Here is a 22,801-nt window from a genome sequence, read left to right on the forward strand (position 1 = left end):
TCATATATTTCAACGCGGTAACAAACCGACAACCCGGCAATAAAGCAGACATCTTCAGGCAAAACACCCATGCCAGCATCGGCCTCCCTGTTCCCAAGGTCGTCCGCCCATGCGCTCATTCCTGTGCTCCACCCGCCTGTGTCGTCATACCGCCCTGCTGCTGTCCCTGTCCTACCTGGCGGGCTGTACCAGCCCGGGGCCTGCCACTCAACCCGACTGCGCGAAGGTCGACTATCCGATCTACGACCCCGCCGAGCCGGTCAACCGCGGCGTGTTCGCCTTCAACAAGGCCCTCGACGACTACGCACTGGCACCGGTCGCCCGCGGTTATCGGCACCTGCCGGACTTCATGCAACAGGGCGTGCACAACTTCGCGAGCAACTTCGGCGAGCCCAAGGTCTTCATCAACGACCTGTTGCAAGGCAACCCGCAGCGCTCGGTCAACAGCCTGGGGCGCTTTGCGGTCAACACCACGGTTGGCGTGCTCGGTCTGTTCAACGTCTCGGACCCGCTCGGCATCCCGCGCCACACCGCCGACTTCGGCCAGACCTTCGGCGTGTGGGGCATCGGCAACGGCCCCATCGTCGAACTGCCGCTGCTGGGCACCGACAACAGCCGCGACTCGGTGGGCAAGATCCTCAACTTCGTGGTCTCCCCCTTCGGCGACAACAGCGACACCGTGCAGGCCCTGGGCACCGTCGCCATGGTCGGCGGCGTAGTGGACGGCCGCGCCGAACTGCTGCCGCTCACCGACAGCCTGAAAACCATGCCCGACTACTACAGCGCCCTGCGCGACGTGAACGCCGAACACCGCGCCACCTTCGTGCAGGAAGGCAAGCAAGGCGCCACCAGCCCCACGAAAAACCGCTGCGAAGGAGCGACCCACGATGACTTCTGAAACCGACGCCCTGGTCCTGCTGCAACGCGTGGCCAAACACGGCGATGCCTCCCTGCAATGCCGCGAAGTCAGCCTGCGCCTCTCGGCCGACCAGCAACACCTGACCCTCAGCCGCTACAGCGAACACTACAGCCCCGAAGGCCTGGAATGGGTCGAGCGCCAGCACCGCATCAGCGTGAGCGAGTTGATACGGTGGGTGATCAAGCAGGGGGAGCCGCAGGTGTTGGTGCGGGGGGTGGACAGTGGTCTTGCGTCGTGATGCCAGCCAAGGGGTAAGGCGTTTCAGGATCGCCTGATTCAGCCGCCTGATATTGGTCGTTACGTTCGAGGCAAATTCCTCATGGAGAACGTAGCCATGGCCTTTGTCATCAGGGAAGGCGACCCCACCACCACCGGCGGCAAGGTCATTGCCGGATCGGCCACCACCTTTGTCGTGGATCGACGGGTCGCCCGCATTGCCGACCCTGTGTGGTGCCCGGTGTGCCAGACGGTGGGCTATATCGCCGAAGGCCATCACACCTGGGCGGATAACCACCAAGCCACGGCGGTGGAGGGTGTTCTTGTGCAATGCGGCTGTCCGACCGGGGCCAACCGCCTGATCGCTACTCAGCGGACAGTCTGCTCCGGGAATCAGCCGGCTATCCCGCTCGACAGCGATTACATCGGGCCTGCGGTGATCAATACCCAGCGCTGGGCCGACGCCATTCATAAGGGCTACCCGCAGAATGAGTTTGCCGATGCGGTGCCGCGGGATCGGGTACGCGGCCTGAGCGTTGCTCACGGCGATATCGTTTCACCGCCGCTGTCCGTGCAGGACACGCAGCATTTGGTGGAGCCGGGGTTTCATATCGTGCAAACGCCGATGACCCGCGCCGCGCTGGAGACGGTGCTGTTCGGCCAGGCCGATGAAGCTGTGCTGGAGAAATTCCGCCGGCTCAATCCCCAGCTATCGAGCCCTGCCAAACCTGGTCAGCTTGTTGTGCTCAGTCATCCCGACAACTATCAATGCACCCGTGAAGAAGCCTTGCTGATGGAGGCGGCGGAGAAGGTCAGTGCGGCCTTGGTGTCCATGAGTGATGAGGAAGCGGCCTTTATGCTCAAGCACCGGGCGCAGGTTGAATCGATGCTTTCTTATGGCTCGACTGCTTTAGGGGTCAGCACGGCGGCCGTGGGTAATCATATGGATGGCCTGAAAAGAACGTTGCTGGATATCGAGGCGCTCCATCAGAAATTCTTCCTGCGGGATGGGCATCTGCGTAGTGTCGAGTTCTTCAGTGAAAGGAGAAAACTATTTGCACAACTGGATAGCAACCTGACCTCTATCACGAAAATGAGCATTGCCTTCCCCGATCACCCCAGCCTTAAGAGCGCCTTGGGGATTTCCAGTCGGAGTCTGGTGCATCGCTGGACCCAGGCGGGTGCGGTAGGTCAGATTCCAGGGTACGCCACGCATATTGAGGGTGTTTCCCGAGCCTCCAAGGTACTTAAGTTGGGTGGTTGGCTTGGGACAGCATTGGGCGGTGGAGCGTCTTATGTGAAGGTTCAGGACGTTTGCTCAGCGGGGAATAAGGAGGCTTGTGAGAAAGTACGGTTCACCGAAGCCGGAAGCTTTACGGGCGGGGTAGCAGGTGGAATGTTTGCGGGAATGGCATTAGGTACCGCCGCGACCGGAACTGTTTGTGTGGCCATCGGAGTCCCTACAGGTGGCATCGGTAGCGTGGTGTGCGGTCTGATAGTCATCGGAGGGGGCTCTTATGCGGCAGGGAAACTGGGTGAAGCTGGGGGTGAGAGCATTGGAGAGTTTATATATGAGAAAGGAAAATGAACCTGATTAGCTCCCCACATGATTTTTTTGTTGTTTTATGCATCCTGACTTTTCTTGGAATATTCAGCATGGGTGGTATCTATCTCTATTGGGGGTACACCCGCATGGAGGAAATACTTGGCCACGTTAAAAACTGCAAGGCAATAACCGGGAGCAGGTTCTATCTTCACATGGGTCCTTGGGGAAGGCTGGTAATGGTCGGCATGGTGGCAGGTTTTTTAGCTCGTCCTACTTCCCATGTTAAAAAAGGCATATTGGACGCCAACGAGATAGATACTTTCCCCCAGCCGTTTAAAAGAAGGCTCATCGTATCGCACTATATTACATGGGGGCTTGGGGGAAGCATGCTGTTGTCGGTTAGTGCAATGAAATTAATTGAGTGCTTCACCTGAATACAAAAAGGCCCTTTAAGGGCCTAATGCCAGTCAGTTAAGCTGACTGGCATTTTTATTTTTGATCGGATACTTCGGCGATTTGAGCCGGATGGCCCGTGGATAAGCACGCTCTTCCCGGCGATGTGGCAAGACATAGTGCGGGGTCGAGGCATGCAATTCGGCGAGATATTTGGGGATGTTCCCTGAGCGATCCGCAGAAACCCCGTTGATAAACCCCAGGATCGCCCAGGTGCAGGCGGTGAAGCTCAGTTCGCACGGATGGATGCCCGGACAATGGCGGCTCATTTCCACCATCTGATAACGCAACAGGTTGTAGCCCAGCAACACACCCCACAACTCTTGTTCGATCATCTCGGGCGTCTTGCTACGCAGCGTGTAGCTGCTGTTGAGCAGTGTCTGTTTCATCTCCCTGAACCCTAATTCGATCTCCCAGCGATGGCTGTACAGGTCGACGATTTCATCGGATGGGAAGCGCAGCGGGTCGGCCATTGACGTCAAAATCTGACAGACCTTGCCCTTGACGGTTTTGCTCAGGAGCCTTGCAGTCAGGCGCTCCGGCAATCCCGGCCATTGCTTGCGGGCCTGCGGCGAAGTGTTTAACGAGACCACCGCATCCTGACGGCCCAACCGCTGAATCACTTCGTACTGCGCCCCTTTGCGTAACGGCATCAGCCAATGCCGCTCGGTGCCGGCCTGTTGCCACTGATGCAGCAACCCCAGGGAGTAAAAACCGCGATCGAACAGCGTCAGCGAGTGATCCGGCGTGGTGTCGATCAGTTGCTCTGCCAGCTTCATTTCGTTGCTGCGATAGCCGTCAAAGGCACTGCCGATCAACAAATGACTGGTCAGCTCCATTTGGCAAACCATGCGTACCTGAGGAAAACCGGTATCGCCATGTTGATTGCTGGCGGAGTCGTAACGCGCACGGTTTTCGGGTGTATCGGGCGTTCGCCAGACGACGCCATCGACCCCCAGCAAACGCAACCCGGCCCAGGTCGGATGGCCGGCCGCTTCATGCCAGCTTTTCTGTGTCAGATCGAAGACTTGTCGTACGGCCTCGCTGCCCAATCGCCGACGGGCCTGGACTACGGCGCTGGGCGCGACCAGCGGACGTTGCCCAGGCAGCATGATGTTCATGCGACTGACCACATCCCACGCCGACATGCGCCGAAAAAACGCCATGGAGATGACGCACCAAAGCATCATCTCCAAGGGCAAACGGCGCTTGCGCAGAGTGGCCACACCAGCCTGTTCCAGGGCCTGCTCGACCAGAGAGGGGTCAAGCAACGAGTCCAATCCCTCAAGCGAATTGGGGGTTGAGACGATGTTGTGGGTCAGTTCCAGTGCCCGAGCCAGACGCATAAAAAAATCCGATGCCTATTCAGGCATCGGATTTTGATTTCTTGCGGCCAAAGGTCAAGCAGAAGGGCTTAACTGATCGGCATTACTTTAAGGGCCTTTTTTTGCATCCTGCCGTCCCTCTCATATAGCAGCCAGAATTCCCTTCGGTATCCTCATAACGTTGTTGTGCCACTCATGAGGCTTCCATCTGCGCTTGAAGGAAACCAACGAGCGCGGTTGGCATTACGCGTTTGCTTTGGCATGAAGGCCCACCAGTAGGGCCTTCATTCAGGGCTTACATCCGGGCGACGATGATCACATCAGGGCCGGCGACCGCCCGCTACCGGCCACTCGCCAAGGCACAGATCATCCACAATCGCCTTGCCCATCTCACTGAAGTAATGGGACGCCCAGGCATAACGATCGTCCCGCTCCATGGCCGCATCCAGGGCCAGCATCTTGGCGTGGAACAGCAACTGTGACACATGCTCCAACGCCTCGCGCAGCGGCACATCGGGGTTGACGCGAAACAGTGGATGCTGGAATTCGCCGGTAGGGGCGAAGGTGACGGTACCGAGAGTTTTGATTGAAGCACTCATTGTGCACCTCCGGTGATTACCAGAAGGCTGGAGATTGTGAGGTGAAGATACTGAGTCAAAACGTCCATGCGACTAGCTCCTATGTGATGAGCTGCCACATTCGTTTCCAGGCGAAAGGTGGCAGCTGTACGCAGGCTGGAAACCGGGACAATAGGAACCCGGCAGGTCCGAAGACCTCCCGCGCACAGCCGCCATAACAAAGTGTGCGGACACAAAAAAGCGCCGACATTCTAATGCAAGGCGGCGCCTATGCGCCTATTGTTTCTACGGATTTCCAGGCCCGACCGCTGACTTTTCAGCAGTACAAGGAGAATAATTAGTGATATGGCTCATTGCAATACAGCCTATAGAAAACAATTAACACTAAAAATTTCGTATCCGGCACACACCGAAACGGACCTAAAAATCAACATATAAAAACAGAGCAGAAACTAATAAAGGCTGAAATTTATGACCCCATGATCTTCACGACTACATGAATCAACTCCGTACCAAAATGGATGCTGAGTACACACGAATTAGAAAAACTGCAGCGCAAGACCCCGGAACTGCTGGTGACGAAGGAGAGGAAAACTGGGCTCAGCTACTTAGAGAGTGGCTACCAAAAACTTATCAAGTAGTCACAAAAGGACAACTTATTGACGAACGGGGAAACCTCAGCCCGCAACTTGACATCATCATCCTAAAACCGACATATCCTGCAGCCCTCCACCACAAGAAAAAATACTTCATAGCTGGTGTAGCCGCTGTATTTGAGTGCAAATTAACCCTGAAGAAAAATCATATCTATGAATCAGTCCGTACGGCTGCCACTGTAAAACGCTTGTCCACCCACAGAACTGGAACGCCTTATTTAGAGCTAATGACTGGCCCCATCTTCGGCGTCGTGGCTCATGCTCACTCTTGGAGCTCAAAACAAAGCTCAGACTCTGCGATTGAGATCACATCCAAACACCTTTATGCAGCCGACCTAGAACATGTAAATCATCCGAGAGAAACATTAGACTTGCTATGCATTTCCAATCTAGCGACCTGGGTTACAAGCAAACAACCATTAACCGATCCTAAAGATGAGATTGACGATGAAGCACGTGCTCGGTTAGATCCCAAAGGCACACCATCAACCACTTATATGTGCCACGCAGGTCAGAATAGCTTCATATATAAAACTACATTTCAAAACTTCAGTCCGATAGGAGTCTTCATCAGCGAGCTTTTAGTTAAGCTTGCGTGGGAAGACCCTCCCCTGCGGCAAATAGCAAGCTATTTCCTGGGAGTTGAATTTTCCAGGGTATCTACCGGTACTCCGAGATCGTGGAGTAGAAAAATATATTCAGACTCATTACGAAAAAAAATCTCCCTATCAAAACTCAATCCAAAAATAGACTGGGAGGAGTGGGCCACAAGTATTGAATAACACTCTGCCTCCATACCTCCCCCTACAATGCCTTAAATAACTATACCGCCCTGTACAAAGCTACTGACATCACCGAGGAACAATAATAGGAATCACCACCGGCGTCGGCGGGGCCGGCGGCATCATCATCCCTTCGCTCTTCACCACAGTCACTCCGCGTTTCTTGATGGTCTCGTACACGCGTTCCGTCGCCGCTGTGTCGTGATAGCCACCGTCATCGATCATCACGCTCAATGCGCTCTGGCGGCGTTGTTCGATCAGTTGCACCTGGTTGGTCCGGAAATACGAATCCAAAGCGACCTTGCTCAGGGTCGACAGGTCGACCCGCAGGATTTCCTTGTACTTCAGCGCCGTGGCGTCCCAGCCCTGGACGTAGAGCTCGTCCTGGGTCAGGGCGAAGGTGCAGAAGTGGTAGGTGCCGGTGGTAGAGCCTGGAGTGGAGATCAGTAGCGAGCAGCGACCGTGTTGCAGGATCGGCCCCTTGATGTCCGGGAAGTCTTTGCTGACTTGAGTCGTGAACTGCGTGCGGTCGTAATAGATAGTGGCCCTGTCATAGGGCGTGGTGTTGCAGCCTGACAACAGAACGGACGCGCCGATCAACAGGCTGGCACAAAGGTTACGCATGGATCACTCCTGGGAAGGTCAATCGAATCGATCGTGGCCAGCCAACTCAGCGAGCCTGCTGGTCGGGGGTCCTATTTTTTGTTGCGCACGTACAGCACCACCCCACCGGTGGGTGAGCCGCCACGGGTGTCCAGGTCGAACCATTTGCTCTGGCTACGGATCAGGCCGCTGAGTTTGGTGTGGCCGTACAACCGGGAGTCGAATGCGGGGCTCACCTTGCTGATGGTGGTGCCCAACATGGCCAAGGGCGCCCAACCGTCCTCTTCGGCGATGTCATCAAGAATCTTGGCGATGAACTCCACCGGTACTTCTGTCGGACTGCTGGAAGATGAAGCGGCTGGTTGTTTGCCCGCATTCTCGATGGAGCCGGGGACGGCCTGGGTCTTGTCACTCTGGGCGGCGGATTCAGTGACGTCCTGGGCCTGGAGAATTTCGGTGTAAATAAACTTGTCGCAGGCGCTAACGAAAGACTCAGGCGTCTTCGCTTCGCCGAAGCCGTATACCGTCATGCCTTCCTCGCGCAAGCGCCCGGCCAGGCGCGTGAAATCGCTGTCGCTGGACACCAGGCAGAAGCCATCGAAACGCCGGGTATAAAGCAGGTCCATGGCGTCGATGATCAACGAACTGTCAGTGGAGTTCTTGCCCTTGGTGTAGGAGAACTGCTGGATGGGCTGGATCGAATGCTTCAGCATCAGTTTTTTCCAACGGCCCAACTGCGGCACGGTCCAGTCGCCGTACATGCGCTTCACACTGGCGATGCCGTACTTGGCGATTTCCTCGAACAACGCCCCGACAATCGACGCCTGGGCGTTGTCGGCGTCGATCAGCACAGCGAGATGTTTTTGCTGGTTCGAATGCGTGGACTTGGTGGCCATGGTTCATCCTTGTGAGCTGGCGACTGGAGTAGAGCGTCTGCCTTAACGAGCATGAAAGCCTGGGAAGCAACGGCCTGGAAGGACCGTTAGCAATGGGCCGGGGATAAAAGCTACTATTTTGCCATCGTATCGTCCACCGCCAGCTAGCCGGGCATTCCCTTATACTCGCCCACTGCCCATTTAAAGAGTCCTGAAGATGACCAAAGGCGTTTGCATCATCGAGTGCGTCTGTGAGGACGATCCCGGATCAGAGGGAAAGGTCCTCAAAGAAATATTCAACCTGATGCAGGTCAAATCCAAATTGATCCGTGTGAAGTCGATTAAGCAGCTTCTCAAGGCCCTGACTCAGACTGAAATGACCCACGTGCATATAGCGACCCATGGCGCAGTGACGAAAAAAAAGCGCTTCGCAGGGTGGTGGACACATGATGGTGAGGGCTCGCATGCAAAGCTGAGAGAGAGCTCCATAGCCCTGAAAGGTACCACTATCGTCAGTACTGCCTGTCAATCAGGTTCACGATCTTTTGCCAGGCTCCTCACCAAGGAGCTTGGCTGCAAAAACTATATAGCCCCAACAGGCTCACCCAGCTTCTATAACGCAGCCTTGTTTGCACACATCTACTATCACAAGCTTTTCAAGACCAAGAAGTCCGTACGAAAGGCATTTGATTCTTATGCTGGCCGCTACAGAAACCCACATGGATTCACCTTGTTCAAAAGCTCCAGCACGTCGCCCAAAAAGAAGAAGCACTGAAACCCCGAGCGAGGATGAGTACTCCTCTTTCGTCTCGTACTGACAAAACTTCTACATCCTCTGCTATATGATCCCGGCTCAATTTTTTCCGAAAACTTAACGCATGCAATCAGCGCCTCCAGCGACACTCCCCCCTCCCCCTGTCCTCGCCGGCCCCCTGCTGCGCCGCCTGGAACCCACGCGGCTGGTGCTGTGGCTGGTGGGCTCGCGGGCGCTGGAGCTGACGTTGCGTTTGCAGGCGGGCAGTGACGCGGAAACCCACGACTACCCGCTTACCGCCGAGCAGTGCCAGGTGATCCCGGTAGGTCAACACGCCTTTATCCACCTGATCGACCTGCCGCTGGACAGCGCCCTGCCCTGCGATGTGCGTATCGACTACGACGTGCTGATCGCCCAGGCCAATGGCTCGAGTTCCGGTATCGCCGAGTGGGCGCCGCATCTGCTCTATGAGCAAAAGCAGCAGCCGGATTTCATCCTGCACAGCCGTATCCAGCAGTTGGTCCATGGCTCCTGCCGCAAGCCCCATCATTCGGCGGACGAGGGTTTGCTCTGCGTCGATCGCCTGCTGGTGGAAACACCCGATCCGCAGCAACGCCCTGCCCTTTTGCTGATGACCGGCGACCAGGTCTATGCCGACGATGTGGCCGGGCCGATGTTGCGGGCGATTCATGCGTTGATCGAGCGCCTGGGCTTGTTCGGCGAGCATCTGGAAGGCGCGGTGGTCAGCGACAGTGCCGCGCTCTATCAGCACCGCGCCAGCTATTACCAACGCGCCGAATTGCTGCCGGCGCTGAAAAGCAACGAGACCCTGCGCGAGCGCTTCTTCGGCGGGGTGAAAAAACCGATCTTCACCAGCAGCAGCGCCGACAACCATTTGGTGACCTTCGCCGAGGTCATGGCCATGTACCTGCTGGTCTGGTCACCGGTACCCTGGCGTTTGATCGACCCACACCCGCCGCAGCTCGCAACCAAGGCGCAACAGCGCTACCAGCGCGAGCAACGGCGGATCGAGGCTTTCGCCAAGGGTCTGGGCGGTGTGGCGCGGGTATTCGCCCACCTGCCGAGCCTGATGATCTTCGATGACCACGACATCACCGACGACTGGAACCTCAGCGCCCAGTGGGAAGAAACTGCCTACGGCCACCCGTTTTCCAAACGCATCATCGGCAACGCGCTGATCGCCTACATGCTGTGCCAGGGCTGGGGCAACAACCCGGATGCCTTCGCCACGCCGCTGCAACACACCCACGCCCTGAGCGCCGAGGCCCAGGGCGATGCGCTCTACCTGGACAGTGCCGCCCAGGACACCTTGATCGACGAACTGCTGCGCTTCCAGCAATGGCAATACACGCTGCCCACCACCCCGGCACTGGTGGTGCTGGACACCCGCACCCGGCGCTGGCGCAGCGAGTTCAACCTGTCGCAGCCCTCGGGCCTGCTCGACTGGGAAGCCCTGAGCGAGTTGCAGCACGAGCTGCTGGATCACCCGTCGGCGATCATCGTGTCACCGGCGCCGGTGTTCGGCGTCAAGCTGATCGAGACGGTGCAGAAGGTCTTCAGCTGGTGCGGTCACCCGCTGCTGGTGGACGCGGAAAACTGGATGGCCCACCGCGGCGCGGCCCAGGTCATCCTGAATATCTTCCGCCACTCGCGTACCCCGGGTAACTACGTGATCCTCTCCGGCGACGTGCATTATTCCTTCGTCTACGAAGTGCTGATCCGCCACCGCAAGGGCGGCCCGAAGATCTGGCAGATCACCAGCAGCGGCATCAAGAACGAGTTCCCGCCGACCCTGCTGGAATGGTTCGACCGCCTCAATCGCTGGCTGTATTCGCCGCGCTCCCCCTTGAACTGGTTCACCCGCCGCCGGCTGATGCGCGTGGTGCCCTACAGCCCCGAACATCGCGAAGCCGGCGAACGCCTGTGGAACTCGGCGGGCATTGGCCAGGTGTTCTTCAACGACCAGGGCCAGCCCCGGGAGATCTACCAGCACAACGCCAATGGCGCGCCGAAAACCCGGATGCTGGCGCCGGATGAGGATTGAACCCCGCCGAGCGACTCGTGACAACGGACTCGCTCGGACGCGCTATGGTTCAGCAGGTTGATCGCACCATCCAATCAGCTCTTCAAAGGCCCCTTCATCCCCCATGTTCGAACACCTCGACCTGCATGTCCTGCTTGCGACCTATGGCTACTGGGTGATTGTCCTCGGCTGCCTGCTGGAGGGCGAAACCGTGCTGATCCTGGGTGGCATGGCGGCGCATCAGCAGGTGCTGGACCTGTGGGCAGTGATTGCCGTGGCGACGGTCAGCGGGATGTTCGGCGACCAGTTGCTGTTCTGGAGCGGGCGGCATTTCGGTGGGCGCTTGTTGCCGCGCCTGAAGGGCCAGCAGGCCGCCATCGAGCGGGTGACCGGGCTGATCCGGCGTTATCCCTCGACCTCGGTGCTGGCGGTGCGTTTCATGTATGGCATGCGCTGGGTCGGGCCGGTGGTGATCGGCGCCAGCGGCCTGTCGCCGCTGCGCTTCACCTTGCTGAACATGCTCGGCGCGCTACTCTGGGCCACGCTGTTCGTCTGCGGCGGCTACTGGGCCGGCGATGCGCTGGAACATCTGTTCGGCGACTTGAAGCCTTATCGCCTGCCGATTGTCCTCGGTGTCGTGGTGCTGGTGGTGGCGGTCGCCCTGCTGCGCCAGCGCCGGACCAGAGCCAGGAACGTCGCGCCGCTGAACGACTGATCCAGCCCCTCCCCGACATCCAGAATTTTCATACTGACCCCCGCACTTTATTTCGTTTGCGGCACCACCCCGCTCCTGGCTTAGATAGCCGCCATGTTCCAGGTAGCCAGAGCCCTTAGCCCATGAGCAGTGAAAGCATCAGCCAGTCGATTTCCATCGTTCATCCCATCCGCCTGAGCCACGGCAGGAATGCCGAGGTGTGGGACGAGAACGGCAAGCGCTACATCGATTTCGTCGGCGGGATCGGCGTGCTCAACCTGGGGCATTGCCATCCGCGGGTGGTGGCGGCGATTCAGCAGCAGGCCACCCGGCTGACCCACTATGCGTTCAACGCAGCGCCCCACGGGCCCTATGTCGAGTTCATGGAGCGGCTGGTGCGTTTCATGCCCTTGAGTTACCCGGTCAGCGGCATGCTCACCAACAGCGGCGCGGAAGCGGCGGAGAACGCCTTGAAGATCGTCCGTGGCGCCACCGGGCGCACCGCGGTGATCGCCTTCGACGGCGGCTTCCATGGCCGCACCCTGGCCACCCTCAACCTCAACGGCAAGGTCGCGCCCTACAAGCAGAAGATCGGCGTGCTGCCCGGCCCGGTGTATCACTTGCCCTACCCGAGCGCGGACAACGGCGTGACCTGCGAGGAGGCGCTGAAGGCCATGGACCGGCTGTTCAGCGTGGAAATCGACGTCGCCGAAGTGGCCTGCTTCATCGTCGAGCCGGTACAGGGCGAGGCTGGTTTCCTGGCCCTGGACGTCGAGTTCGCCCGCGCCTTGCGACGCTTCTGCGATGAGCAAGGCATCCTGCTGATCGCCGATGAAATCCAGTCCGGCTTCGGCCGCACCGGCCAGCGCTTCGCCTTCACCCGACTGGGGATCGAGCCGGACCTGGTGCTGCTGGGCAAAAGCATCGGTGGCGGTGTGCCGCTGGGCGCGGTGCTCGGGCGCAAGGCGCTGCTGGACAACCTGCCCAAGGGCGGCCTGGGCGGCACTTATTCCGGCAACCCCATCGCCTGTGCGGCGGCCCTGGCGACCCTGGACGAGATGAACGACCTCAACCTGCAAACCTGGGGCGAGCGCCAGGAGCAAGCCATCGTCAGCCGCTACCAGCGCTGGCAGGCCGAGCACCTGACGCCCTGTCTCGGGCGCCTGACCGGGGTCGGCGCCATGCGCGGCATCGAACTGGTCAAGGCCGATGGCTCGCCGGCCCCGGAGCAACTGAGCGCACTGCTCAGCGCCGCGCGGGACGCCGGCCTGCTGTTGATGCCCAGCGGCAAGTCGCGGCACATCGTCCGCCTGCTGGCACCATTGACCATCGAGCCTGAGGTACTGGAGGAAGGGCTGGATATCCTGCAGGACTGCCTCGCCCGGCTGAAATAGCCCTTACAGCTGGAACACCCGCCGCGCATTGCCGTGCAGGAACTTGTCCCGTACCGGCTCCGGCAGCTCCAGGGCCTTGACCTGCTGCATGCATTTGTCGAACGGCAACTGCGGGAAATTGCTGCCGAACAGCACCTTGTCCTGGCCGTAGGTGCGCATGAAATGCAGCAACTGCGGCGGGTAATAAGCTGGCAGGTAGGCCGAGGTGTCGATGTAGATATTGTCGTGCTTCCAGGCCAGGCCGATCATCTCATCGGTCCAGGGGTGGCCGATATGCCCGGCGACGATTCGCAGTTCCGGGAAGTCCAGCGCCACCTCATCCAGATAAGGCACCGGCCGCCCGGTTTCCGAAGGCATCAGCGGGCCGGTGTGGCCGACCTGGGTGCAGAAGGCAATGCCCAGCTCCACGCACTTGGCGTACAGCGGGTAGTACAGGCGGTGGTTGGGCGGCAGTTTCCACAGCCAGGGCACGATACGCAGGGCCTTGCAGCCCAGCTCGCCCACCGCCCGCTGCAGCTCGGCCAGCGCCGCCATCGGCCGGCTCAGGTCGACCGTGGCCACGCCGACAAAACGCTCGGGATAAGCGCGGGTGTAGGCGGCGATTTCATCGTTGCTGAACACCCAGCGCTCCGGCCGGCACCAGGCTGCCAGCATCAGCTTCTCCACCCCGGCCTGGTCCATCAGCTCGACGGTCTGCTCGATGCTCAACGGCTGGTCCAGCAAATGCGCGGAACCCGACTTCTCGAACAGCCGCGCCACTTCCGGCAGCAACTGCCGCGCCCGGCCATTGGCCGGTTGTGCCCATGCGTCGATTGCCCCCTTCATTAGCGCTACCCCTCTGCTGACCGTGATTCAGACGACGAGGGCCCAGGCTACGTCCGCGCCATGACAGCGACAATGTTCGCAGCGCTCGGCGGCATTGACCGATCCGTCCAGGCTCGGCTCCCGCCCTTCACCTGGTTCCGCCGCCCTCATTTCCCCTTCCCAGCCCGTCGGACCGACCAGCGGTTCCAAGCGCGCACTTTGCTGGCATCGTCGCTGATCAGGCCGAAAAATAAACTTCTGGAAACACAACTAGCTGAAACGTATCAGCTCCAGCAAAAACGGCAATTATGCATAAATGCAAATTTATCCTTGACCCGTAAAATCGCCTCGCTTAAGGTGAAATTGCTGTATGCACATACAGTATTTTTGATAAGCAAATCCATTCACGGACGAGGTATTACCTATGAAAAGCAACACTGAAAAATTCGGCAAGACACCCCATCAACCCAGCCTCTGGACCCGGGCCGATGCGCTGAAAGTCCACGCGGACGATCCCACCACGACCCAGCCACTGGTCAGTGCGGATTTCCCGGTATTGAGCAACGAGGTGTTCATCTGGGACACCATGCCGCTGCGCGACCTGGACGGAAACATCACCTCCGTCGATGGCTGGTCGGTGATCTTCACCCTGACTGCGGATCGTCATCCGAACGACCCAGAGTACATCGACGAAAACGGCAACTACGACATCACCCGCGACTGGAACGACCGCCACGGCCGGGCAAAGATGTACTACTGGTTTTCCCGTACCGGCAAAGACTGGGAACTGGGTGGCCGAGTGATGGCCGAAGGGGTTTCGCCGACGGCTCGCGAATGGGCCGGCACGCCGATCCTGTTGAACGAACAGGGTGACGTGGACCTGTATTACACCGCCGTCACTCCGGGCGCGACCATCGTCAAGGTGCGTGGCCGGGTGGTGACGACCGAGCATGGCGTCAGCATGGTCGGCTTCGAGAAGGTCAAGCCGCTGTTCGAGGCCGACGGCAAGATGTACCAGACCGAAGCACAGAACGCCTTCTGGGGCTTCCGCGATCCATGGCCGTTCCGCGACCCCAACGACGGCAAGCTGTACATGCTGTTCGAAGGCAACGTGGCCGGCGAGCGCGGCTCGCACAAAGTGGGTGAAGCAGAAATCGGCGATGTGCCGCCAGGTTATGAAGACGTCGGCAACTCCCGCTTCCAGACCGCCTGTGTCGGTATCGCCGTGGCCCGCGACGAAGACGGCGACGACTGGGAAATGCTGCCGCCGCTGCTGACCGCGGTCGGCGTCAACGACCAGACCGAACGCCCGCACTTCGTGTTCCAGGACGGCAAGTACTACCTGTTCACCATCAGCCACACCTTCACCTATGCCGACGGTGTGACCGGGCCGGACGGGGTATACGGTTTTGTCGCCGATTCGCTGTTCGGCCCCTACGTGCCGTTGAACGGTTCCGGCCTGGTGCTGGGCAACCCGTCTTCCCAACCGTTCCAGACCTACTCGCACTGTGTGATGCCCAACGGCCTGGTGACCTCCTTTATCGACAGCGTACCGACCGACGAAAGCGGCACGCAGATTCGTATCGGCGGTACCGAAGCACCGACGGTGGGGATCAAGATCAAAGGGCAGCAAACGTTCGTGGTGGCCGAGTACGACTACGGTTACATCCCGCCGATGCTCGATGTAACGCTCAAGTAATAGCGACACAGGGCGCTCAGGCAGCGGGCTCGAGTTCGATGAAGAACCCGTTGTGGATATGATCGAGATATCCCGCCTGGCTCACTGCGACTTTGCTCAGGAGCTTCATTGAACAATGCGTAGTACCGACCCTTCGGAACTGGCTACACGGATGTAGCCAGTTCTGCTCCTGCTTGCGGAAATCGCAGCAGCTCCCTCCTCTCTCCTCGCATCTTCCTCGTTCAGCCGTGTTGACGGCCTGCCCAGGGTCAACGCCTGGTCTTGACCTTGTTCCACACCCGGGTATGCACCCGTTCCATTTTCAGCGGTACGCCACATGGGCGACACCCGCCAGGGTTAGTTGGCGAGGCGAGTCAGCGCCAGACTGAAGGGCTCAAGCATGACCCAGTGGCTGGTGTGAAGCCGTCGGGGCTTTCAGTGCGCGCCAGGTCCAGAGCGCGCTGCACAGGTCCGGCAAGGCCAGCAGCAACAGCACCGGCGATATCAGCCCGGCGGCGACGAAGGCGGCAAAAAACACCGGCACCGACAGGCGAATCGCCACGGTCAGGGCCATGAATTCGCGCCGCTCGGTATAGCCGGCCCAGACGTAATAGACGCCCAGGTACAGCGCCAGCTGCCCCATCACCCGGATCCACACCTCGTCGGTCAAGGCGAAACCGAACAACGGCAGCAGCAGGTTGGGCGCCAGCACCAGTGCGGCGCCCAGCAACAACATATACAGACCGAACAGAAACACGCTCTTGCCCGAATGGCTCATGGTTTACTCCTTGGGGTGCGACGTCAGGCGATAGGCCTCGGCATCGAAATAACGGGTCTGCTGGCGGAACTGCCAGCTGAACCCCGGCCACAGCACGACATTGCGCCCGCTGTGAGGGTCCACATACCAGCTCTGGCAACTGCCGACGCTCCACACCGCGCCGCGCAGCCTGTGGCGCAGGCCCTGGTTGAAGCGCGCCTGGGCCTGCGGATCGACATCGACGCTGGTCACGCCCAGGCGTTGCAGGGTGTCCAGGGCACCGAGGATGTAGGCGATCTGCGACTCGATCATGTAGACGATGGAGTTGTGCCCCAGGCCGGTGTTGGGCCCCATCAGCAGAAACAGATTGGGGAAGCCGCTGACCGTGGTGCCCTTGTAGGCTTCGCTGCCCTGCTGCCAGGTATCGACGATATCCACCCCGCCGCGCCCGAGGATCATCCCTGCCGGGAATGGTGTGCGCGCCTTGAAGCCGGTGCCGAAGATCAGCGCATCCAGGACATGACGCTGGCCGTCGGCGGTGATCAGCGCGTCCTCGGTGACTTCACGGATGCCGCTGGTGACCAGCCGGGTGTTGGCCTGGGCCAGGGCCGGGAAGTAGTCGTTGGAGAGCAGGATGCGCTTGCAGCCGATGGCGTAGTCCGGGGTCAGGCGCCGGCGCAGTTCCGGGTCCTTGACCTGGCGCCGCAGCAGGTTGAGCGCCAGCCATTTGTGCAAGGCCATCAGCCGCGGGTTGAACACGAAACCGAACACCCGGGTTTCATGGGCGGTGTAGATCAGCCCGCGCAACAGCCGCTGCGCCGCGGGAAAACGCCGCAGCAGGCGCTGGCCGGTCGTGGAAAAGGCCCGGTCCGGCTTGGGGATGATCCACGGCGGCGTGCGCTGGAACACCGCCAGACTGGCCACCCGGGGCTGGATCTGCGGCACGAACTGGATCGCCGAGGCGCCAGTGCCGATCACCCCGACCCGCTTGCCGGCCAGTACGTAGTCATGGTCCCACTGCTGGGAATGGAAGACCCGGCCCTTGAAACGCTCAAGCCCCGGCAGTTGCGGATACTCCGGGGTCGACAAGGCCCCGGTGCCGGCCACCACCACCTGGGCAAGACGCACGCCGCCACGGGCATCCGTCACCTGCCACAGGGCGCGCTCTTCCAGCCAGCGCAGGCCGGTGACCGTGGTGTTGAAGCAGCAGTGTTGCAGCACCTGATACTTGTCGGCGCAGTGCCTGAGGTAATCGCGGATCTCCGGCTGCGGCGAAAAGCGTCGCGACCAGTCGGGGTTGGGCTCGAAGGAAAACGAATAAAGATGGGAAGGAATATCGCAGGCACAACCGGGGTACTGGTTGACCCACCAGGTACCGCCGACGCCAGCTTCCTGTTCGAGAATCAGGAAGTCCTGCTCGCCGCGCTGGCGCAGGTTGATCGCCATGCCGATGCCGGAGAAGCCGGCGCCGATGATCAATACCCGATAGACCCGCGCCGGATCGGCCTGCTCCTGAAGTAGCGCACTCATGTTCCTGACTCCTGGCGGCACAAACGCCGGGCGTAACCGTCCGCAGCGCCTGCACTGTTTATTTTAAACCTCTGTGGATCGAGGACCGGCCGCTGGCCGGCCCTGACGGTCAGGTCGACTCGGCGTGCAGCCTGGTAGTCCGGTGCGCCAGGTTCTCCAACGCCTGCGGGTCGAGCTCGGCGGCGATCACCAGGGCCTGGCGGCGCAGGGTTTGCAGCGGCGTGCGGCGGCCGAACACACCGGTGAAATGCATGAGCATGCGCATCCCGAAGCCCAGCCCATCGCCCTTTTGCCGCGGCACCAGGTGCAGGTGGGCGTGGGGGATGTGCTGGTTGGTGGCCTTGCCGTCGTTGACGATCAGGTGCGTGCCTTCGACCCCGAAGCCGACGCGACGCTGGGCGGCCAGCAAGGTATCGAACACCTGGTACAGGTGCTGGCGGATGACCGTGGGCAGTTGCTCGAGTTTTTCCACATGGGCCAGCGGGATCAGCAGCACGTGGCCCTGCCCCAGCGGGTGTACATCCATGAAGGCCATGCAGTGGGGGTCGCGATAGACCAGGGCGCAGGGCAATTCGCCGGCTGCGATCTGGCAGAAAATACAGGTCATCCGTGAATCCTCGGTGGGTGGCGCTCCTTCGGGCGCTGTAAATGTAGCTCACGCCGCTCGCCGAGGTTCGGCGCAAGTTGTTACCGAACGTCGCGCGAACAGCCGCGCCAGCAGCCAGCGGTCGCGCAGGTAGGGTTTGTTGTCCAGCAGCGCCGCCAGCCGCGGCAGGTTGACGAAGGGCACGCCGGGGTAGATGTGATGCTCGACGTGGTAGTTGATATTGGCCCACAGCAGGCCGATCAGCCGGTCGCTGACGGTCACGGTGTTTTTCGCCAGGTCCAGGCGCTGCGGGTCGCCGACCTCCAGGGTGGCCATGGGGAAATGCTCATAGCCCCGGGAAATCGGGTTGATCACCAGCGCCAGCAACAGCAGCGGCACGATGAAGACCAGCACGAATTGCAGCATCAGCCCCTGGCTGTAGCACCAGGCGCCGATCGCCGCCATCGACAGCAGATTGAACGCCAGCTCGCGCAGCACCCGGTTGCGCACCGCCTTGCCGTAGCGCACCAGGGAGAAGTAGATGAAGCGCGGCACGAACACGGCGATACGCAGGAACATCCACTTCACCCCGCCGGTGTAGTTCCAGTCGTCGGGGTCCTTGTGCGGATCGCCCAGGTAGCGGTGATGGTACTTGTGGCATTCGGTGAAGGAGGAAAACGGAAACACGATGAACCAGGCCATGAAGCGTCCGACCCACAGGTTCAGCGCCGCCGAACGAAAGCCGTTGGCATGCCCGCAATCGTGTTGCAACACGGTGAAGGCATGCAGTTGGTTGCCCAGCACCAGCACCGCCAGCGCCAGGCCCCAGGGGTTGTCGCCAAGCAGGATGTACAGCGCCGCCGCGCACCAGACCAGCACATGCAGCAACGACCAGAGCACGAACTTCAGCGGCTGCGGCTGCATCAGTGCCTGCAGTTGGGCCTGGCGCTCGCGGTCGACCCGCAGTTCGGCGCGCTTGGCCAGCCGCAGTTGGTCTTCGGCGGCAGGGTGGGTTGAATGACTCATGAATTGACCTTCCTCTGTCTGTATCGCTAATCGACTTGCAGGCGCACGTCGTCCGTCAATGGATAGCCCACGCACAACAGTGCCTGGCCTCGGTTCAGTTCGTCCGCCGACAGCCCGTGGTCTTCGCGCATGCGGACCTGCCCCGCGAGCCGGGTGCAGACACAGGCGGTGCAGAAACCGCTGCGGCAGGAAAACGGTGGCTGCACGCCGCTGGCCAGGGCCGCGTCGAGCAGGGTCTGGCCCGGAGTGACGGTGAAGCGGTAGGCCTGGCCCTGCATCAGCAGCTCCACGCGCTTTTCCGTCTCGCCAGTGGCCACGGGCGCCTTGGCCGGGGTGAAGCGCTCCTGGTGCACGCTTTCCGGGGCAATGCCCAGGGTCTCCAGGGCGGCGGTCACCTCGTCCATCATGCCGCTGGGGCCGCAGCTGTAGTATTCGCGGGCCTGGGGGCCGGGCAGCGCGCCGAGAATGTCCATCACCCGCTCCCGGGTCAGGCGCCCTTCGTGGCCCCCCGGGGTGTCTGGCCGCGACAGCACATGCACCAGTTGCAAACGCTCGCCGAAGGTCTGGTGCAGCTGGTCGAGCTTGTCGCGGAAGATCACCGATTCCTGATTGCGGTTGCCGTAGATCAGCGACACCTGCGAGTCCGGCTCGAAGTGCAGCGCCGACTTGAGGATCGAGAAGATCGGCGTGATCCCGCTGCCCGCCGCCAGCAGCACCAGGTGCCGGCCCCTGCCCGGCTGCGGGGCGAAGGTGAAGCGGCCATGGGTGCCGAGGGTCTGCACCGCGTCGCCGGCGCTCAACTCCTGCACCAGGCGGTTGGAGACCTTGCCGCCGGCCACGCGCTTGACGGTGATCGACAGGGTCTTGTCCAGCCCCGGCGTGCTGCTGATGGAATAGGCGCGGCAGCCCTTGGCGCCGTCGACGTCGACCTCCAGGGTCAGGTACTGCCCGGCGCTGTAGCGGACTTTGCGCAGCAGCGGCTGCTTGAGGTGAATGGTCACCGCGTCGTCGGTTTCCCGTTCGATGGCGGCGACTTTCAAGGTCAGGGGACGGTTCATGGCTGGCCCAGGGCGCTGTGCGCAGGTGTGGGATCGTGGGCGTCGTGCGCTGTGCCGAGGCGCCGTTGATGGGCGTGTTCATGGGCGGCGATGGGCGCCGGCAGCACCCGGTATTGCAGCAGGCGGACTTTTCCTGCGTGGTCCAGCGGCTGCCACCAGTCCAGCTTGTCCGCCAGCGCATCGAAGCGGCGCAGCATCAGCAACACGAACAGGCCGAACACGCTGAGGTCGCGAAACACCATGGAACCCGCGGCCGCCAGTTCCGGCTTGAGCTGCTCGAACAGCGCCGGGCTCTGCGACCAGTGGCCGACGGACCAGTGATGATGGCAGGCGTGGTAACCCTCGTTGAGCATGTTCACCGGCGTTTCCAGCAGGGTCACGGTGTTGTACATCCAGTCCCTGGGGTCTTCCTGGCCGCCGTAGAAGGCGTGCTGGCTCCAGTGGATGACGCCCATCAGGAAGTTGCTCGCGCACCAGGGCACCAGCATGTAGAACACGGCGATCGGCAGGCTGTAGAACGCCAGCGCGACGAACAGCCCGCCATGCACCAGGTTGCCCATGACCATGGCCCGGGCCTGGCTGCGCTTGTGCTTGCTCTTGAAGTACAGCCAGGGCGAAACCATGAACTGCTGGTACATCACCTCGCGCACCATGTACACGGCGAAATCCCAGGCGCTGGCATGGTCGTAGCGCGCGGTGGCGTAGACATCCAGCGGCCCGGCGTTCTCCCGGTGATGCTGCTGCAAATGCGCCGCCGCATGGGGAGTCAGGCCCATGGGAATGGCGAAGAACATGTACAGGAAGGAGTTGCCGACCCAGCGATCCAGCAGGCTCGAACGCTTGAAGATGCCGCCTGGCACATGGCCTTCCTGATGCATGGCGCTGAAGGAGCGGACGAAACCGCGAATGTCCGGGCCGTAGACGAAGGCGTAGAACAGCAGCACCAGTAGCCAGGAGATTTCCTTGAGCCACAGTTGGGCGATGAACACCGGCCCGGCGGTCAGGCCCAGGCTGATGGCGGCCGCCAGGATCGGCTCGTCCCGCGGGTCCTTGAGCAAGCGCTCGGCCAGTGGCTGCAACAAGCGGTGGTAGCGAGTCACTAGCCAGCCGCCCAGGGCCTTCATGCCCGGTAGCCACGACAACATCCGGCGCCCGGCCTGCAAGGTGCACGACAGGGCCAGAATCACAACGATGGCCGCGGTGTTGAACACCAGCAGCAGACTGAACAGCGGAACAGCCAGGCAGTGAAACCCGCGACCGACATTGGCCGGGCGCGGCGGATAGAGAAAATCGCTACTCATGCTTCTACTCCATTAGGCATGTTGCCGAGGCCGGAGCGACGCCAGGGGCGCCGATGCTCCGGCTGCGGTTGCAGGCGAATCAGGCGCTGTAGGACTCGCGCAGGAACTGCGCCAGCAACGGCGTGGCGGCGCCGCGGGAGATCGGGTGGAAGCAGATCGCCCGGGAGGCCGCCAGCAGATAGGCCACTTCGTCGGAGGCGATGAAGGCCATGCCGCCCAGCAGCTCGACGCTGAGGTTGGTCGCACGCTCGATCGCCGCCTGCACCGAAAAGCGCGTGCACAGCGCCTTGTGGTAGGTGTTCATTGGCGCATCCTGTTGCGCCTGCAATTCGCCGGCGGTGCCGAGCAGCGCCTGATGGGCACCTTCCAGTTCGATGCACAGCAGCGCCAGTTGCGCGGGGTCGGCGAAGGCTTTTCGCAGCAGCCGGTCGACCAGGGCCGAGGCCACGCCCAGGTAGCTGCCGCCGACCATCAGTTGGAACCAGCTCAGGCCGTTGAGCGAGGTTTCCATGGCGGTGGCAGCCACCTCTTCGCTGTCGGCGCCGTCGGCCAGCAGCATGCGCTCGCTGGGCACGAACACGCCGTTGAACACCAGTTCGTTGCTGTCGGTGGCGCGCAGCACCGTGGCGTTCCAGAAGGTTTCGCGGGTGACCGTGCTGCCATCGGCAAAGACCACGGCAAAGCCCTGGCTGACGCTGCCGTCGTCCTGTTCACAGGCGACGCCGACCACGATCACATCCATGTGGTGGCTCATGGTGCAGGGCTTCTTGCTGCCGTCGAGGACGAAACCGCCCTCCACCGGCCGCGCCTTGACGCTGCGGTTGAAGATCTCCGAGCCCGGCTTGCCCTCGGCGAAGGCCGAGGCGATCAGCAGCTGGTTCTGGGTGATGCCCCACAGCAGTTCTTCCGCCGCCGGGATCAGCCCGCCCAGTTGCACGATGGTGGCGATGGTGTGGTGGTGCATGGTCATCATCACCGCCAGGGACGGGCACAGCGAACCGATGGCGCGCAGGATCTCCACGGTTTCCTCCGGCGAGGCGCCGAGGCCGCCGTAGGTCTCGGGGATGATCAGGCCGGCGGCGCGGTAGTCGCGAAACAGCCCGCAGAGCACGGCCGGATCGGCCTGTTCCAGGGCCATCAGGCCACGCTCGCGGAGGGCGGCGAGCAGGCCCGGCAGGTACTTCTCGGTGGCGTTGCGGGCGTTGTGCATCGACATGGTGTG

Annotated in this window: 23 protein-coding genes; 11 read left to right on the forward strand and 12 right to left on the reverse strand. The window is 61.1% G+C overall.

The window, feature by feature from the left end; genetic code table 11:
• The first annotated feature begins 109 nt into the window (after window positions 1–109).
• The 4 genes from IF690_RS24035 (at window position 110) to IF690_RS24050 (ending at window position 3,115) form a co-directional block, all read left to right on the forward strand.
• On the forward strand, window positions 110–898 hold the full coding sequence (locus IF690_RS24035; RefSeq protein WP_202697647.1) for an MlaA family lipoprotein: 789 nt from the start codon (window positions 110–112) through the stop codon (window positions 896–898).
• Window positions 888–1,157 carry a hypothetical protein gene (locus IF690_RS24040; RefSeq protein WP_202697648.1) on the forward strand — a complete coding sequence of 90 codons (270 nt, stop codon included), beginning with the start codon at window positions 888–890 and terminating at the stop codon, window positions 1,155–1,157. The genes IF690_RS24035 and IF690_RS24040 overlap by 11 nt, the downstream gene beginning before the upstream one ends.
• A gap of 96 nt (window positions 1,158–1,253) precedes the next feature.
• Window positions 1,254–2,723: a PAAR domain-containing protein gene (locus IF690_RS24045; RefSeq protein ID WP_202701706.1), complete on the forward strand. Its 1,470-nt coding sequence runs from the start codon at window positions 1,254–1,256 to the stop codon at window positions 2,721–2,723.
• Entirely contained in the window at window positions 2,720–3,115 is a 396-nt protein-coding gene (locus tag IF690_RS24050) for a hypothetical protein (RefSeq protein WP_202697649.1), read from the forward strand. Before IF690_RS24045 ends, IF690_RS24050 begins: the two co-directional genes overlap by 4 nt.
• 33 nt (window positions 3,116–3,148) lie before the next feature.
• Here IF690_RS24050 and IF690_RS24055 read toward each other — a convergent pair whose 3' ends face one another.
• A complete protein-coding gene (locus IF690_RS24055) occupies window positions 3,149–4,480 on the reverse strand; it encodes an IS4 family transposase (protein WP_202696895.1) in 1,332 nt (443 codons plus the stop codon).
• Window positions 4,481–4,779: 299 nt separating this feature from the next.
• Entirely contained in the window at window positions 4,780–5,058 is a 279-nt protein-coding gene (locus tag IF690_RS24060) for a DUF3077 domain-containing protein (protein ID WP_106698527.1), read from the reverse strand.
• A 475-nt stretch (window positions 5,059–5,533) separates the two neighbouring features.
• Between IF690_RS24060 and IF690_RS24065 the strand changes: the two genes are divergently transcribed.
• On the forward strand, window positions 5,534–6,475 hold the full coding sequence (locus tag IF690_RS24065; protein ID WP_202697650.1) for a DUF6602 domain-containing protein: 942 nt from the start codon (window positions 5,534–5,536) through the stop codon (window positions 6,473–6,475).
• A gap of 69 nt (window positions 6,476–6,544) precedes the next feature.
• Here IF690_RS24065 and IF690_RS24070 read toward each other — a convergent pair whose 3' ends face one another.
• A complete protein-coding gene (locus IF690_RS24070; protein ID WP_202697651.1) occupies window positions 6,545–7,099 on the reverse strand; it encodes a hypothetical protein in 555 nt (184 codons plus the stop codon).
• 71 nt (window positions 7,100–7,170) lie between these two features.
• The gene (locus tag IF690_RS24075) at window positions 7,171–7,974 is read right to left on the reverse strand and encodes an NYN domain-containing protein (protein WP_202697652.1); all 804 of its coding nucleotides are present in this window, start codon (window positions 7,972–7,974) and stop codon (window positions 7,171–7,173) included.
• A gap of 196 nt (window positions 7,975–8,170) precedes the next feature.
• Between IF690_RS24075 and IF690_RS24080 the strand changes: the two genes are divergently transcribed.
• From IF690_RS24080 to IF690_RS24095, 4 genes are all read left to right on the forward strand, one after another.
• Window positions 8,171–8,728, forward strand: a complete 558-nt coding sequence (locus tag IF690_RS24080; RefSeq protein ID WP_180922605.1) for a hypothetical protein — start codon at window positions 8,171–8,173, stop codon at window positions 8,726–8,728.
• Window positions 8,729–8,831: 103 nt separating this feature from the next.
• Window positions 8,832–10,772: an alkaline phosphatase D family protein gene (locus tag IF690_RS24085; RefSeq protein ID WP_202697653.1), complete on the forward strand. Its 1,941-nt coding sequence runs from the start codon at window positions 8,832–8,834 to the stop codon at window positions 10,770–10,772.
• Window positions 10,773–10,875: 103 nt separating this feature from the next.
• Window positions 10,876–11,466, forward strand: coding sequence for a DedA family protein (locus tag IF690_RS24090; RefSeq protein ID WP_202697654.1), 591 nt, complete (start codon window positions 10,876–10,878; stop codon window positions 11,464–11,466).
• 122 nt (window positions 11,467–11,588) lie between these two features.
• Window positions 11,589–12,839: a 2-aminoadipate transaminase gene (locus IF690_RS24095; RefSeq protein WP_202697655.1), complete on the forward strand. Its 1,251-nt coding sequence runs from the start codon at window positions 11,589–11,591 to the stop codon at window positions 12,837–12,839.
• A gap of 3 nt (window positions 12,840–12,842) precedes the next feature.
• On the opposite strand, the gene IF690_RS24100 is transcribed toward IF690_RS24095, so the two are convergent.
• Window positions 12,843–13,664 carry an amidohydrolase family protein gene (locus tag IF690_RS24100; RefSeq protein WP_202697656.1) on the reverse strand — a complete coding sequence of 274 codons (822 nt, stop codon included), beginning with the start codon at window positions 13,662–13,664 and terminating at the stop codon, window positions 12,843–12,845.
• A gap of 72 nt (window positions 13,665–13,736) precedes the next feature.
• Between IF690_RS24100 and IF690_RS24105 the strand changes: the two genes are divergently transcribed.
• Window positions 13,737–14,084, forward strand: coding sequence for a hypothetical protein (locus IF690_RS24105; protein ID WP_202697657.1), 348 nt, complete (start codon window positions 13,737–13,739; stop codon window positions 14,082–14,084).
• Window positions 14,068–15,342, forward strand: a complete 1,275-nt coding sequence (locus IF690_RS24110; RefSeq protein ID WP_202697658.1) for a glycoside hydrolase family 68 protein — start codon at window positions 14,068–14,070, stop codon at window positions 15,340–15,342. The genes IF690_RS24105 and IF690_RS24110 overlap by 17 nt, the downstream gene beginning before the upstream one ends.
• A gap of 373 nt (window positions 15,343–15,715) precedes the next feature.
• On the opposite strand, the gene IF690_RS24115 is transcribed toward IF690_RS24110, so the two are convergent.
• The 7 genes from IF690_RS24115 to IF690_RS24145 all read right to left on the reverse strand — a co-directional run bounded on the left by IF690_RS24115 (window position 15,716) and on the right by IF690_RS24145 (window position 22,795).
• Complete coding sequence (locus tag IF690_RS24115) at window positions 15,716–16,099, reverse strand: hypothetical protein (protein WP_202697659.1); 384 nt, start codon at window positions 16,097–16,099, stop codon at window positions 15,716–15,718.
• A gap of 3 nt (window positions 16,100–16,102) precedes the next feature.
• Window positions 16,103–17,608 (reverse strand): flavin-containing monooxygenase, encoded by a 1,506-nt coding sequence (locus IF690_RS24120; RefSeq protein ID WP_202697660.1) that lies wholly within the window; start codon window positions 17,606–17,608, stop codon window positions 16,103–16,105.
• A 109-nt stretch (window positions 17,609–17,717) separates the two neighbouring features.
• Window positions 17,718–18,215, reverse strand: coding sequence for an HIT family protein (locus IF690_RS24125; protein ID WP_202697661.1), 498 nt, complete (start codon window positions 18,213–18,215; stop codon window positions 17,718–17,720).
• 48 nt (window positions 18,216–18,263) lie between these two features.
• Window positions 18,264–19,220 (reverse strand): fatty acid desaturase family protein, encoded by a 957-nt coding sequence (locus IF690_RS24130; RefSeq protein WP_202697662.1) that lies wholly within the window; start codon window positions 19,218–19,220, stop codon window positions 18,264–18,266.
• A 26-nt stretch (window positions 19,221–19,246) separates the two neighbouring features.
• Window positions 19,247–20,278 (reverse strand): ferredoxin--NADP reductase, encoded by a 1,032-nt coding sequence (locus tag IF690_RS24135; RefSeq protein WP_202697663.1) that lies wholly within the window; start codon window positions 20,276–20,278, stop codon window positions 19,247–19,249.
• Window positions 20,275–21,579, reverse strand: a complete 1,305-nt coding sequence (locus IF690_RS24140; RefSeq protein ID WP_202697664.1) for a fatty acid desaturase — start codon at window positions 21,577–21,579, stop codon at window positions 20,275–20,277. The genes IF690_RS24135 and IF690_RS24140 overlap by 4 nt, the downstream gene beginning before the upstream one ends.
• A gap of 79 nt (window positions 21,580–21,658) precedes the next feature.
• Window positions 21,659–22,795, reverse strand: a complete 1,137-nt coding sequence (locus IF690_RS24145; protein WP_202697665.1) for an acyl-CoA dehydrogenase family protein — start codon at window positions 22,793–22,795, stop codon at window positions 21,659–21,661.
• Window positions 22,796–22,801 lie beyond the last annotated feature (6 nt).

This window comes from Pseudomonas sp. SK3(2021) (assembly GCF_016772375.1).
Lineage (GTDB): Bacteria > Pseudomonadota > Gammaproteobacteria > Pseudomonadales > Pseudomonadaceae > Aquipseudomonas > Aquipseudomonas chlororaphis_I.